General features: G+C 69.6%; 13 protein-coding genes. 3 read left to right on the top strand and 10 right to left on the bottom strand.

The features are described from left to right. Positions 1–480: 480 nt before the first annotated feature. Positions 481–2,562 (bottom strand): sodium-translocating pyrophosphatase, encoded by a 2,082-nt coding sequence (locus tag ACFSNB_RS11435; RefSeq protein ID WP_377316615.1) that lies wholly within the window; start codon positions 2,560–2,562, stop codon positions 481–483. Between the two features lie 272 nt (positions 2,563–2,834). After that, entirely contained in the window at positions 2,835–4,121 is a 1,287-nt protein-coding gene (locus ACFSNB_RS11440; protein WP_377316617.1) for an Hsp70 family protein, read from the bottom strand. A gap of 283 nt (positions 4,122–4,404) precedes the next feature. Here ACFSNB_RS11440 and ACFSNB_RS11445 point away from each other — a divergent pair, with 283 nt between their 5' ends. Together ACFSNB_RS11445 and ACFSNB_RS11450 are read left to right on the top strand one after the other, a co-directional pair. Next, on the top strand, positions 4,405–4,836 hold the full coding sequence (locus ACFSNB_RS11445; protein ID WP_377316619.1) for a hypothetical protein: 432 nt from the start codon (positions 4,405–4,407) through the stop codon (positions 4,834–4,836). Positions 4,837–4,918: 82 nt separating this feature from the next. Next, the gene (locus tag ACFSNB_RS11450; RefSeq protein ID WP_377316621.1) at positions 4,919–5,566 is read left to right on the top strand and encodes an EF-hand domain-containing protein; all 648 of its coding nucleotides are present in this window, start codon (positions 4,919–4,921) and stop codon (positions 5,564–5,566) included. A 90-nt stretch (positions 5,567–5,656) separates the two neighbouring features. Here the strand turns inward: ACFSNB_RS11450 and ACFSNB_RS11455 are convergent, their stop codons facing one another. Next, positions 5,657–6,145, bottom strand: a complete 489-nt coding sequence (locus ACFSNB_RS11455; RefSeq protein WP_377316623.1) for a hypothetical protein — start codon at positions 6,143–6,145, stop codon at positions 5,657–5,659. Positions 6,146–6,226: 81 nt separating this feature from the next. Further along, positions 6,227–7,015, bottom strand: coding sequence for a 3'(2'),5'-bisphosphate nucleotidase CysQ (gene cysQ / locus ACFSNB_RS11460; RefSeq protein WP_377316625.1), 789 nt, complete (start codon positions 7,013–7,015; stop codon positions 6,227–6,229). Positions 7,016–7,089: 74 nt separating this feature from the next. Between cysQ and ACFSNB_RS11465 the strand changes: the two genes are divergently transcribed. Beyond that, complete coding sequence (locus tag ACFSNB_RS11465) at positions 7,090–7,839, top strand: EAL domain-containing protein (protein ID WP_465264565.1); 750 nt, start codon at positions 7,090–7,092, stop codon at positions 7,837–7,839. Here ACFSNB_RS11465 and cdd read toward each other — a convergent pair. The 6 genes from cdd to ilvN all read right to left on the bottom strand — a co-directional run bounded on the left by cdd (position 7,830) and on the right by ilvN (position 12,825). Beyond that, entirely contained in the window at positions 7,830–8,234 is a 405-nt protein-coding gene (cdd, locus tag ACFSNB_RS11470) for a cytidine deaminase (RefSeq protein ID WP_377316627.1), read from the bottom strand. The two genes, ACFSNB_RS11465 and cdd, sit on opposite strands and share 10 nt — an antisense overlap. A gap of 73 nt (positions 8,235–8,307) precedes the next feature. Continuing rightward, complete coding sequence (locus ACFSNB_RS11475) at positions 8,308–9,345, bottom strand: glycosyltransferase family 4 protein (protein ID WP_377316629.1); 1,038 nt, start codon at positions 9,343–9,345, stop codon at positions 8,308–8,310. Beyond that, on the bottom strand, positions 9,345–10,109 hold the full coding sequence (locus ACFSNB_RS11480) for a glycosyltransferase family 2 protein (RefSeq protein ID WP_377316631.1): 765 nt from the start codon (positions 10,107–10,109) through the stop codon (positions 9,345–9,347). Before ACFSNB_RS11480 ends, ACFSNB_RS11475 begins: the two co-directional genes overlap by 1 nt. Continuing rightward, on the bottom strand, positions 10,106–11,248 hold the full coding sequence (locus ACFSNB_RS11485) for a glycosyltransferase family 4 protein (protein WP_377316633.1): 1,143 nt from the start codon (positions 11,246–11,248) through the stop codon (positions 10,106–10,108). Before ACFSNB_RS11485 ends, ACFSNB_RS11480 begins: the two co-directional genes overlap by 4 nt. 155 nt (positions 11,249–11,403) lie before the next feature. Continuing rightward, complete coding sequence (locus tag ACFSNB_RS11490; protein ID WP_377316635.1) at positions 11,404–12,135, bottom strand: polysaccharide deacetylase family protein; 732 nt, start codon at positions 12,133–12,135, stop codon at positions 11,404–11,406. 174 nt (positions 12,136–12,309) lie between these two features. After that, positions 12,310–12,825, bottom strand: coding sequence for an acetolactate synthase small subunit (gene ilvN / locus ACFSNB_RS11495; RefSeq protein ID WP_377316637.1), 516 nt, complete (start codon positions 12,823–12,825; stop codon positions 12,310–12,312). Between the last annotated feature and the right edge of the window lie 17 nt (positions 12,826–12,842).

Genomic DNA, 12,842 nt, shown 5'->3' on the forward strand with positions numbered 1-12,842 from the left:
CGGATCACGTCCGCGCATGACGGCAAGGACGGGGGCCGTCCGCCCCGTTGATCCGTCGCACGGAATTCTGGGGAAGAGAGGTTGGTCATGGCCGGGCTTGACCCGGCCATCCCCGTGTCGGCTCAGGGGAGGGCGCCAAACGGCTCCCATGGATGCGCGGATCACGTCCGCGCATGACGGCAAGGACGGGGGGCCGTCCGCCCCGTTGATCCGTCGCACGGAATTCTGGGGAAGAGAGGTTGGTCATGGCCGGGCTTGACCCGGCCATCCCCGTGTCGGCTCAGGGGAGGGCGCCAAACGGCTCCCCATGGATGCGCGGATCACGTCCGCGCATGACGGCAAGGACGGGGGCCGTCCGCCCCGTTCACCCGTGAACCAAAAACAAAGGGGGTTCGGGCGAGTGCCCAGCAAGGGGCTCCCACAAACAAAACCCCCGGCCGCGAACGGCCGGGGGGCAGGAAACGGACGGATCCGAAAGGATCAGGCCGCGACCATCGCCAGCAGCAGGATGGCGACGATGTTGATGATCTTGATCATCGGGTTGACGGCGGGGCCGGCGGTGTCCTTGTAGGGATCGCCGACGGTGTCACCGGTGACGGCGGCCTTGTGGGCGTCGGAGCCCTTGCCGCCATGGTGGCCGTCCTCGATGAACTTCTTGGCGTTGTCCCACGCGCCGCCGCCCGAGGTCATCGAGATCGCGACGAACAGGCCGGTGACGATCGTGCCGAGCAGCATCGCGCCCAGCGCGGTGAAGGCGGCCGACTGGCCGGCGGCGGCGCGCACCACGAAGTACAGCACCACCGGCGACAGCACCGGCAGCATGCTGGGGACGATCATTTCCTTGATCGCCGCCTTGGTCAGCATATCGACCGCGCGGCCGTAATCCGGCTTGGCGGTGCCAGCCATGATGCCGGGGATTTCCTTGAACTGACGCCGGACCTCGATCACCACCGAACCGGCGGCGCGGCCGACCGCCTGCATGCCGAGCGCCCCGAACAGGTAGGGCAGCAGCCCGCCCAGGAACAGGCCGATCACCACATAGGGGTCTTCCAGGCTGAACTGGATGTTGAGGCTCGGGAAATAGTGCTTGAGGTCGGCGGTATAGGCCGAGAACAGCACCAGCGCGGCCAGACCGGCCGAACCGATGGCGTAGCCCTTGGTCACCGCCTTGGTGGTGTTGCCGACGGCGTCGAGCGCGTCGGTGATCTTGCGCACGTCCTTCGGCAGGTCGGCCATCTCGGCGATGCCGCCGGCATTGTCGGTGACCGGGCCGTAGGCGTCGAGCGCCACGATCATCCCGGCCAGCGCCAGCATGGTGGTGGCGGCGATCGAGATGCCGAACAGGCCGGCGACGTTGAAGGCGGCGATGATGGCGACCGAGATCACCAGCACCGGCAAAGCGGTCGCTTCCATCGACACCGCGAGGCCCTGGATGACGTTGGTGCCGTGGCCGGTGACCGAGGCCTGGGCCACCGACTGGACCGGGCGGTAATCGGTCCCGGTGTAATATTCGGTGATCCACACCAGCAGGCCGGTGACGACCAGGCCGATCATCGCGCAGGTGTAGAGGTTGGTGCCGGTGATGGTGCGGCCGGCGGCGTCGAAGGTGGCGTGGAAGCCGCCGAAGCCATAGACCAGCACGCCGGCGATCAGCGCCGCCGACAGGATGCCGGTGACGATCAGGCCCTTGTAGAGCGCCTTCATGATCTTGCCCGACTCATCGAGCTTGACGAAGAAGGTGCCGATCACCGAGGCGAAGATACAGACGCCGCAGATCACCAGCGGCAGCAGCATCATCTGCGACTGGGCCGCGCCGGTGAAGAAGATCGAGCCCAGCAGCATGGTGCCGACCACGGTGACCGCGTAGGTCTCGAACAGGTCGGCGGCCATGCCGGCGCAGTCGCCGACATTGTCGCCGACATTGTCGGCGATCACCGCCGGGTTGCGGGGATCGTCCTCGGGGATCCCGGCCTCGACCTTGCCGACCAGATCGGCGCCGACGTCGGCCCCCTTGGTGAAGATGCCGCCGCCGAGACGGGCGAAGATCGAGATCAGCGAGGCGCCGAACGACAGCGCCACCAGCGCCTCAAGCAGCTTGCGCGAGTCGAGCCCGGCATGCTGGAGCACGGTGTAATAGCCGGCGACGCCGATCAGGCCGAGGCCGACCACCAAGAGGCCGGTGATCGCGCCCGACTTGAAGGCGACGTCGAGCGCCGGCTGCATCCCGCCCGAGCGGGCGGCTTCGGCGGTGCGGACGTTGGCGCGCACCGAGACGTTCATGCCGACATAGCCGGCGGCGCCCGACAGCACGGCGCCGATCACGAAGCCGGCGGCCTGATAGATGCCGAGGTAGTAGCCCAGCACCACGGCCACCACCAGCCCGACCAGCGCGATGGTGGTGTATTGACGGTTGAGATAGGCGGCGGCGCCTTCCTGCACCGCTCCGGCGATCTGCTGCATCCGCGCGGTGCCGGCCGAGGCCGCCGTCACCGACCGGATCGCATACGCGCCGTACAGCAGCGCGAGCACGCCGCATCCGATCACGAAAAGGTTGATGTCCATTTTGCTTGAATCCCCCTGATGAAGCCGGCGGATCGGCTCGGCCCGACCGCGGGCGATCGGGGACCGGGCGGCCGGGACGGTCAACGTCGCAGGCAGGAAAACCCTGCCAGAAGACCCAGGGCGATGCAATAAGTTGCTGGAAAACCCGCCGGCGGGACACAGTATTGCTTTTCCACGGCCGGATTTTCTGTAAAATGCTACGATACGATAGTGTTTCCCTTGTGCTCATCCGGGCGGCGCCGCCACCCGGATGAACGCTTTTGCGGCGCGGCTCAGGCGGTGAACAATTCGCGGGCGCGGTGGGCGAGGCCCGAGGCGACCGAGATGAATTCGCCGCCGCTGCTGAGCTTGTTCTCGCCGAAGCGTTGGGCGAACAGGGCGCGCACCGCCGGCACCAGCGACGAGCCGCCGGTCAGGAACACCCGGTCAACCCGGTCGGTGGTCAGGCCGGTGTCGGCCAGCAGCCCATCGACGCAGGCGCCGATCGAGTCGAGTTCCGGCCGGATCCAGCTTTCGAATTCGGCGCGGGTGATCGGCCGTTCCAGCCGCACCGGGTCGTGATCGAAGCGGAACAGGGTGCGCTCCTCGGCCGACAGCGCCCGCTTGGCCCCCTCGACCGCGCGGTAGAGGTGATAGCCGAGATTGTATTCGATCAGGGCCAGCAACTGGTCGAGCGGCTCGGGATCGTCGAGCTGGCGGCGCAGATCGTGCAGCAGCCGCAGCGTCTTCGGCGCGTTGAGGAAGGCGACATGGTGCCAGCGTTCCAGCCGGGCATAGATCCAGGACGGCATCGGCAGCAGCTTGCCGCCGCTTTGATAGGTCAGGTCGCGGCCGAAATGGGGGGCGAGGCCGTGTTCGACGATGCGGCGGTCGAAGGAATCGCCGGCCAGCCCCAGGCCGGCGGTGCCGAGGATGGCGTCGGCGGGGCGGGCGAGGCCGGCCCGGCCCGGCCCCAGCCGGATCAGGCAGAAATCGCTGGTGCCGCCGCCGAAATCGGCCACCAGCACGGTCTGGTCGGTATCGAGGCCGCTTTCGTAATGATAGGCGGCGGCGATCGGCTCGAACTCGAACGCCACCTCGGGGATGCCGGCCTTGGCGAAGGCCTCGACCAGCCGGCCGGTGGCGAAGGAATCCTCGTCGGCGCCTTCCTCGGCGACGAAGCGGACCGGGCGGCCGGCCACCACCCGCCCGACCGCGCCGCCCCGGGCGGCGGCGGCGGCGCGCAGATGGCCGACGATCAGGGCGATCAGATCCTCCAGGCTGTAGCGGGCGCCATGCAGGGTGGTGGCGGTGAACAGCCGGCTGGTCAGGTAGGATTTGAACGATTGCAGCAGCCGGCAATCCTGGTCGCTGTCGAGATAGGTCTCGATCGCGCGATGGCCGACCAGCGGCAGCAGGCGGCGCTCGGCGTCGCGGTGATGCGGATCGAATGCCAGCACCGAGCGTTCGGTGCTGGCCGGGCCGGCGGCGGTGGGGAAGGGGACCACCTCGGCCGCGCCATCGGCGCCGGCCAGCGCCACCGCGCTGTTGGTGGTGCCGAAATCGATGCCAACGAACATCGGGCAAATCCTCGGGCGGGGGGAAGGGAAAAAGGGGCCGAGCCTAGACCGGAACGCCGCCCCTGTCATCCCTGCTGTCCCGTCCCCTTGCCGGGGCGAGTGGATGGCCCCATCTCCATCCACAGGCTGTGCTGATCGGCGCTTAATCTCCCTTTTTTGTCAACATGGAAACCAATGGATCTAAAATTGTCGCACTTTATTCGATTTTAAGATGCAGAACTGTTGATTCTGTTATAGTCTCTTTGCAATAGGACGGGGGCTCGGTTCAGGCGGCGAAACGGCGATGGGATCCTTTCATCAGCTTGGGGTGACCGCGGTGGGGCAGCAGGACTACGCCAAGGCGGAAAGCTGTTTCCGCGAAGCAATCGATCGTGACCGTACCGATTGGCTGAATTATGTCCTGTTGAGCGCGGTGCTCGATTGCTGCGGCAATCCGGTCCAGGCTTCTTCGGTTCTGGTCGATTTCTGTTGCGCGCTCGATCTGTTCGGGGCCTACCAGCAGGCGGCGGCGGTGCTCGACGCCCAACTGGAGGCACTGGAGACGGCCGAGGGCAGCGAGATCGCCTCGCTGGCGGCGTGGCTGACGCTGTACCGGGCGATGGTCAGCCGGTTCTGTGCCCCGGGGCCGGTCCAGGCGGCGGTTGCCGTCTCGCCGCTGTCCCCGGCCAAGCTCCCGCCGGCCGAGGCGGCGGCGCGGCTGTCCCGTCCCGATTGACCGTCCCCGGGCTTTCGGGCGGCTTGCCCCCTCCCGCCGATCGGCTATGGTGACCGGCAGCCATCCCTGCCGGAGCGAAACGATGCCCAGAGTGACGATGCCCGGATTGGCGATGGCGGCCCTGTTCGGTCTGGCCCTGGCCGGCTGCGGCACCGCCCCCGCCGACGGCGGCGGGCCGGAGCGCGGCCGCCCCGGCGCCGCCCCGGTGTTCAGCCCCAACGCCGAACCGCTGACCGGCGGCCCGCTCGGCCCGGCCGGGGCCTGCCCGGCGGTGCTGGCCGATTGGGGCCGGCGGGTCGGCGCCCGCCATGACGGCACGCTGTCCCGCGCCGAGTTTCTCGCCGACGCCGAAGCCCAGTTCGCCCGGATGGACCTCGACCATGACGGCTTCATCACCGCCGACGAACTGTCCGAATATCGCGAGCCGTTCCGCCCCCGCCCGCCCGAGGACAAGCCGGTCCCCCCGCCCGGGGCCGAACGCGGCGGCCCGCCCGGCGGCGGACGCGGCGGCCCCTTCGGCGGTCCGCCCGGCGCCCCGCGCCACCACGCCACCGCCAGCAGCGCCGACCCGGTGATGTCGGCCGATACCAATCTCGATTTCAAGGTCAGCCGCGACGAGTTCCTCCGTCAGGCCGAACACCAGTTCGAAACCCTCGACCGCGACCATGACGGCCGCCTCGATGCCGCCGAACTGGCCCGCGCCTGCCCGAGCGAAACCGACGAACGTTGAGCAATGCCCCGAACATGACGCGGGCGCTGCCCGCGACCCGCCGGGGCGATGCCCCGGACCCCCTTCGTTTTTATGCTGTTGTCGTGGGGGCTAGCATGCCGGGATCCAGGGGGGCGTGATCGGCTGCTGGTGGGTTTCGTACAGCCGGCCGGCCGACGGTGACCATTCCAGTTCGAGATGCTCCAACGCGCCGAACCGTTCCAACAGGCGGCCCAGTCGGTTCAACGCGCCAGCCTCGACGGGGAAGGAGAAGCGGCAGGCGGCATCGTTCACCCCCGTTTCGTTGCGGTTCATGATGATCTGGACCGCGCACTGTCCCAGACTGCCAACGGTATAGGCCCGGAACACGAAATGGCGATACCAGCGCATTTCGGGGGCTTCGCTGCCATATTGATAGAGATACTCGTCGCCGGCCTTGGTCGGGAAGGCTTTCAGGTTCCGCCCGATGGCGGCGATATCCTCGACATTGCAGTAAATGTCGAGGCTTCCGGCGAACAGCCCGTTGGAAACGGTGATGAACAACTGGGTGTGGTTCGGCTCTTCGTAGGGTTGCCGCCTGATGTTGAGGGTGATGGCCATGGCTGCTCCCCCGTGCGAAGAAAAAATGAGGGGATTGGGGAGCTTTGCTCCCCAAGCGGGGTGGCGGGGCGGCAGCCCTGCCTATTCCCGCGCCGGGGGGATCGGCTCGGGGCCGCGGGCGATGAAATCGGGGTTGAGGAAATCGGGCTTGCCGTAGGGCAGGGGGCCGCCGTCGAAGGTTTCGACGGTGCCGCCGGCGGCGCGCAGCACGGCGTGGCCGGCGGCGGTATCCCATTCGCAGGTCGGGCCGAAGCGGGGATAGAGGTCGGCGCTGCCCTCGGCGACGCGGCAGAATTTCAGCGACGAGCCGGCGAAGGTCAGGTCGCTGGCGGGAAAGCGGGTGCGCCAGCGTTCCAGCGCCTCGGGCTGGTTGTGGGAGCGGCTGGTGACGATGCGGACGCGATCGGCGGGGCGGGGGCGGCAGGCGATCGGCTGGCGGTGGCCGTCGGGGCCGATGCGCCAGGCCTGACCGGGGGCGCCCGACCACAGCAGGCCGGAGACCGGGGCCAGCACCACCCCGGCGACGGGGACCAGATCGACCAGCAGGCCGATATTGACGGTGAACTCGCCGTTGCGGCGGATGAATTCCTTGGTGCCGTCGAGCGGATCGACCAGCCAGCACGGGCCGGGGCCGACGGCGGGGGCGCGGCCGGCGGCGGCCTGTTCCTCCGACACCGCCGGCCAGGACGGGGCCAGCGCGGCGAGGCCGGGCAGGATGATCGCCTCGGCGCGTTCGTCGGCCAGGGTGACCGGCGAGGAATCGGCCTTGGCGCGCACCTCGAAATCGCCGGCATAAATCTCTAGAATGGCATCGCCGGCACGACGGGCGAGAGCCTCCAGCGCCGGCAGCAGGGAAGCGGAATCGATCATGACCGCCAGTCTAGCCCGGATTTGCCGCCCTGTCGCGGTCCGGCGGCGGCGGGGCCAGCACGGGAGACGCGCCGGTGACCTCAATTCCTTGTGCCGCCTGTCGCGATGGCGACGGTTTCACCCTGCCGTTCACGATGGCGTTCCAGCCGGTGATCGACCTCGAGGCGCGGCGGATCCATGGCTACGAGGCGCTGGTGCGCGGCCCGGCGGGCGAGGGGGCGGCGTCGATCCTGTCGCAGGTGACGCCCGAAAATCGCTACGCCTTCGATCAGGCCTGCCGGGTGCGGGCGATCGAACTGGCCGGGCGGCTGGGGCTCGACCGGCGGCTCAACATCAATTTCATGCCCAACGCGGTCTATCAGCCGGCGGCCTGCATCCGCGCCACCCTGGCGGCGGCGGCGCGGGTCGGCTTTCCGCTCGACCGCATCACCTTTGAAATCACCGAGGACGAGCGGATCGACGATCACGACCATCTGTCGGCGATCATCACCGAATACCGCGCCCGTGGCTTCGCGGTGGCGCTCGACGATTTCGGCGCCGGGGCCTGCGGCCTCAACCTGCTCGCCAACATCCGTCCCGACATCGTCAAGCTCGACATCGGACTGGTGCGCGGCTGCGACCGGGATTCGACCCGGCAGGTGATCCTGCGGGCGATGACCGGCGCCTGCCGCGACCTGGGGATCGGGGTGGTGGCGGAAGGGGTGGAACGGCCGGAGGAACTGGCGCTGCTGCGCGGCCTCGGGGTGCGTTACGTCCAGGGCTTCCTGTTCGCCCGGCCGGCGCTGGAAACCCTGGCCGGCGACGGCGAGATCGCCTATCCCTGAGTCGGCCGGAACAGATCCGGCCCGAACGAGTCCGGCAACAGGTCGTCGATCCGATAGTCGCTGACGCCGCCATCCCCCGCCACCAGCAGGATCCGGGTTTCCGCGTCGGCGAACTCCCGAATGCGCTGGCGACAGCCGCCACAGGGCGGACAGGCCGCCGCGCCGCCGAGGATCAGGATCCGCCTGATTGTTCGCCCGCCCGCGACCACCATCGCCCCGATGGCATTGCTTTCGGCGCAGTGCCCGAGCGGATAGGCGGCATTTTCGACATTGGCGCCACGATGGATCCGCCCGTTTTCATCCTCGATCGCGGCCCCGACCGCGAATCCCGAATAAGGCGCATAGGCGTTGCCTTGGGCCGCGCGTGCCGCCTCGATCAACCGCCTGAGATCCATCCCCCGAACTCCCCCTCGACGGGTTCCAAGGGCCTTGCGGCCCTTGGCGGGTGCGGGCAGAGCCCGCGTTTTTTTACAGCCGTCCGATCCGCTCGAATTCGGCGGCGGCCTGATCCCAGCCCCAGCCGCGCTGCCGCTCCAGCGCGGCGTGATGCTGCCGCCGCCACAGCGGATCGTCGCTCAGCAGCCGGATCGCCGCCTCGGCAAACCCGTCGTCGTCCTTGACACAGAACCCGGTCTCGCCGTCGATCACCCGCTCGGACAGGCAGGCGATGTCCTGGACCACGGTGGGGACGCCCATCGCCTGGGCCTCGGCCACGGCCGAACAGAAGGTCTCGCCGATGTCGCCGCGATAGAGCAGGGCGCGGGCGGCGCCCAGTTCCTCGACCAGTTGGGCCTTGGGCACCGGCCCGCGCAGTACCACCCCCTGGGGGGCCAGCGCGGCGGCGCGGTCGAGCACCGGCCGCATTTTCGCCGCCTTGGCGTCCCCGGCGCTGCCATAGGTCGCGGCCCCGGCGAAGACGTGCAGCTCGGCCCCCGGCACCGCCGGCTGGATCCGCGCCGCCCACAGCTCCAGCAGCCAGTCGAGCGAGCGCAGCGGGTTCGAGGTGAACAGCGCGCGTGGCGGCGGCGCCTCGGCGCGCGCGCCGGCCTGACGGAACAGCTCGGTGACGCCGTAGGGGACGATTTCGCGCCCGCCGGCAAAGGCCCAGCCCGGATAGGTGCCGGCATGGCTGGCGCCGGAAAAGACGATGGTCGGCCGCCGCAGCGCCAGCTTCCACTGATAGCGCGCCTTGAGCAGGTAGCCGGCCGGATTGTGGATCCAGAAGATGGTGTGGCGCGCCCCCGGGCAGCGCCGGATCAGTTTGTCGCCGCGATTGGCGATGTAGAGATCGGCGCTATCGGGGATGCCCTGGCCGATCGGCCGCCAGCTCACGCCGCGATGGACCCGCTCGGCGGCGCAGTTGGTGCAGGCCAGCACCCGGTGGCCGCGCGCGGCCAGCGCGTTGGCCATCTCGATGAACGAGGTCTCGGCCCCGCCCAGCGGCCCGTCATCGAGGCTCTTGCCATCGAAGACGATGCCATCGTCGCTCATCACGATCGTCGCCATCACTCTTTCTCCAGCTTGGCCTTGAGGTGCGACAGCACCGGGTAGAGCGCGGCGCAGGTGGCGACCAGGAAGCCGTAGCCGCCCTCGCGCCAGCCGCCGCGCCGGACGTAGCATTTGAAGAAGCGGCTGACCATCCGCCGCAGGTTGGCCGGCATCGAGCCCCAGGTCTCGCCGCGTTCGCGCAGGTCGCGGGCGCGGGCGGAGGAATAGGCGTCGAGGCGGCGGATCATGTCGGAGATGTTGCGATCGACGTAATGGTCGAGTCGCTGGCGCAGCATCGGCCCCTTGCGGCCGCGCCAGCTCAGCGAGGGGTGGAGGCGCTGGTCGCCCCAGGTCTTGACCCCGTTGCGGAACAGGCCGGGATAGGCGGCCTTGCCGAAGCTGGCGCCCCAGCCATGCCGCACCCGCCGGGTGCCGATGTAATTATCGACCGGGATCTCGTGCCAGTCGAACCGGCTGGCGGCGATGGTGGCGCGGATCTCCTCGGCCAAGGCGGCGGGAACATGCTCGTCGGCATCGACCTCCAAAATCCAGTCGCCGGTGCAGGCATTGATGCCGGCATTGCGGCGGCCGCCCTCGCGCTCCCAGGCCCCTTCGATCAGCCGGGCGCCGTAGTCGCGCGCGATCTCGCCCGAGCGGTCGGTGCAGCGGTCGAGCACCACCACCAGCTCGTCGGCGAAGCGCAGCCGGTCGAGGCAGGCGGCGAGGCGGGCTTCCTCGTCATGCACCACCACCAGCGCCGACAGGCGGGGGGCGGGGCTCATCGGCTGTTGCCACGAAAGCGCGGGAAGGCGCGGGTGTGGGCGTGCTCCAGCGCGGCGCGGTAGGTGTCGAGGGTCGTCTTCATGCGGTGGTCGAACCGCATCGTCGCCTCGGCCAGCAGGCGGGCGCGGGTGGCGATCGCCCCGGCGGCGGCGGGTTTCGCCATCACCGCCTCGATCGCCTCGGCCAAGGCGGCGGGGTCGGCCGGCGGCACCAGCCAGCCGGTCTCGCCCGGGGTGACGATTTCCGGCACGCCGCCAACCGCGCTGGCGACCACCGGGCGGCCGACGGCGAAGGCCTGCACCGCGACGCGGGGCTGGGCCTCGGTCAGCGACGGGATCACCACCGCGTCGGCCATCCGCATCAGGGCGGCGACGTCCTCGCGATAGCCGGTGAACACCACCGGGGAGGTCAGTTCGCCGGCGCGGCGGCGCAGCTCGGCCTCGTATTCGGCGGATTCGGCGGTGGCGGCACCGACCACCACCAGAGTCGGGCGCAGCCCGCGCGCCGCCAGCAGGGTCAGGGCGTCGAACAGGTAATTCTGGCCCTTGTCGGGGCGGATCATGCCGACGCACAGCCAGACATAGGCGTCGGCGGCGAGGCCGAGCTGGCCGCGCAGCACGGCGCGCTCGGCCGGACCGGCGGCGGCGAAGAAGGCGTCGTCGGCCCAGCCGCCGATCGCGGTCGAGCGGCGCGGATCGGCCAGCCCGTCGGCGAGCAGGGCGCTTCGGGTGCATTCGGCGACGGTGATGACGTGGTCGGCCCCCAGCCGCCATTGCATCCGCCGCAGCGGCGACGGCTTCAGCGGCTGGTTGACATGGCGCGAGCGCACCACGGCGCAGAGGTCGAGGCAGGTGGCGGCGACCTTGGCGTCGCGGGTGACGTGGGTGTCGATCAGCTCGATGCCGCGCTCGATCACCAGCCGGCGGAAGCCGCGCACCGAGGCCGGGTGCCACGGGCGGTCGAAATCAAACGGCAGCAGCGGCAGCCCGGCGGCCTGGGCGCGGGCCCAGGTCTGGCCGTCGGGCGGCGTCGCCAGCCACACCGCGTGGCCGTGCCCCTTCAGCCAGCGCACCTGCTCGACGGTGCGATGCTCCATGCCGCCCCAGTTGCGCCCCGGAATGGTGTGCAGAATCTTCACGCTCGGATCTCTCCCCTCTCGCCGGCAAGGCGGGGCTGCCGCCCCGCACCCCGCCTGGAGGCTGGCGCCTCCAGACCTCCCCCTTGTTTGAAAATAAAAGGGGGTTTGGGGCATCGCCCCAAGCGGGTTTGGGCGGCAGCCCAACAAGGTTTTTCTCAGGGCAGCAGGAACCGCCGCCACGCCGGCTGGGGCGGCGGCGGCGGCACCGCGACCGCGCGCAGCCCCCGCGCGGCGATCCCCTCCAGCAATTGTTCGAGCAGCGTCACCGTCACCGCCGGCTTGAAGGCGGCGCCGGGGCGCTGGTTGATCGGCTGGTCGTGCATCAGCACGATGCCGCCGGGCAGGCGCGGATCGGCCAGCAGCCGTTCGACCTCGGCCCGGCAGGCGGCCGGCACGTCGGCGGCGCTCTCGCAGCGGGTCGAGATCAGGTGGTCCTCGGTCGAGAGGTCCCAATGCACCACCACGCAGCCGGGCCGCCAGCGGGCCAGGGCGCGGTGCATTCGGGCGCTGCGCCAGCCGCCATTGTAGGGCAGCCGCACCAGATAGGGGGCGGGGGTCGGGCGGACCCGGGCCAAGAGCGCCTCGCAGCGGGTCATGTCGTCGAACAGGCGGGCCTCGGGCTCGCGGTCGAGCCGGACATGGTCCCAGCCATGGGCGTAGAGGGCGTGGCCGCGCGCCGCCATCTCCGCCACCAAGGCGGGCTGTTCGACCGCGCGGCAGCCGCTGAGGAAGAAGGTCGCCTTCGCCTCGAACCGGTCGAGCAGGTCGAGCATCGCCGGCATGCTGTCCGGCATCGGCGCGTCATCGACGGTGATTGCCACCGTCGCCGGGTCGGGCAGCCGCCGCATCACCGGCCGCCAGCCCCCCAGGGACCAGGAAATCCGCAAGCTCGCTCCTCGCGTCCAGTTCGTGGGCTCCGCCCACACCCGCCAAGGGCCGCAAGGCCCTTGGAACCCATTCCCTATTTTGGGCGCGACCGGCGGCCGAGCCCAAGCTGAAAAAGCGAAAGGGGTCCAGGGGCCTTGCGGCCCCTGGCGGGTGCGGGCGGAGCCCGCTTTTTTTTACAGCGGCTGGGCGCCGCGGGCGATGGCGACCACGCCGGTGCGGGAGACATCGACCAGCCCGAGCGGCTCCATCAGGCGGATGAAGGCATCGACCTTGTCGGTGGCGCCGACCACCTCGAACACGAAGGATTCGTTGGTCGAATCGATCGCGCGGGCGCGGAAGATGTCGGCGATGCGCAGCGCCTCGACCCGCTTGTCGCCGGTCGAGGCGACCTTGATCAGGGCCAGTTCGCGCGAGACATGCGGGCCGTCGATGGTCAGATCATGGACCTTGTGCACCGGCACCAGCCGGCGCAGCTGGTTCTTGATCTGCTCGATGATCATCTTGGTGCCGGAGGTGACGATGGTGATGCGCGACAGGTTGTGGGCGGCATCGACCTCGGCCACGGTCAGGCTTTCGATGTTGTAGCCACGGCCGGAAAACAGGCCGATCACGCGGGCCAGCACGCCGGATTCATTGTCCACCAGCACGGCGATGGTGTGGCGGTTGGTCTCTTGCACTGCGTCGGTCACGTCGAAATTCCTCTTAC

It is taken from the genome of Phaeospirillum tilakii, from assembly GCF_042683125.1.
GTDB lineage: Bacteria > Pseudomonadota > Alphaproteobacteria > Rhodospirillales > Magnetospirillaceae > Phaeospirillum > Phaeospirillum tilakii.

Excerpts from the sequence above, each read along its gene's own strand:
- ACFSNB_RS11445 (WP_377316619.1), top strand. The coding sequence starts at position 4,405 with ATGGGATCCTTTCATCAGCTTGGGGTGACCGCGGTGGGGCAGCAGGAC.
- ACFSNB_RS11455 (WP_377316623.1), bottom strand. The coding sequence starts at position 6,145 with ATGGCCATCACCCTCAACATCAGGCGGCAACCCTACGAAGAGCCGAAC.
- ACFSNB_RS11435 (WP_377316615.1), bottom strand. The coding sequence starts at position 2,562 with ATGGACATCAACCTTTTCGTGATCGGATGCGGCGTGCTCGCGCTGCTG.
- ACFSNB_RS11440 (WP_377316617.1), bottom strand. The coding sequence starts at position 4,121 with ATGTTCGTTGGCATCGATTTCGGCACCACCAACAGCGCGGTGGCGCTG.
- ACFSNB_RS11450 (WP_377316621.1), top strand. The coding sequence starts at position 4,919 with ATGCCCAGAGTGACGATGCCCGGATTGGCGATGGCGGCCCTGTTCGGT.
- ACFSNB_RS11475 (WP_377316629.1), bottom strand. The coding sequence starts at position 9,345 with ATGGCGACGATCGTGATGAGCGACGATGGCATCGTCTTCGATGGCAAG.
- ACFSNB_RS11480 (WP_377316631.1), bottom strand. The coding sequence starts at position 10,109 with ATGAGCCCCGCCCCCCGCCTGTCGGCGCTGGTGGTGGTGCATGACGAG.
- cdd (WP_377316627.1), bottom strand. The coding sequence starts at position 8,234 with ATGGATCTCAGGCGGTTGATCGAGGCGGCACGCGCGGCCCAAGGCAAC.
- cysQ (WP_377316625.1), bottom strand. The coding sequence starts at position 7,015 with ATGATCGATTCCGCTTCCCTGCTGCCGGCGCTGGAGGCTCTCGCCCGT.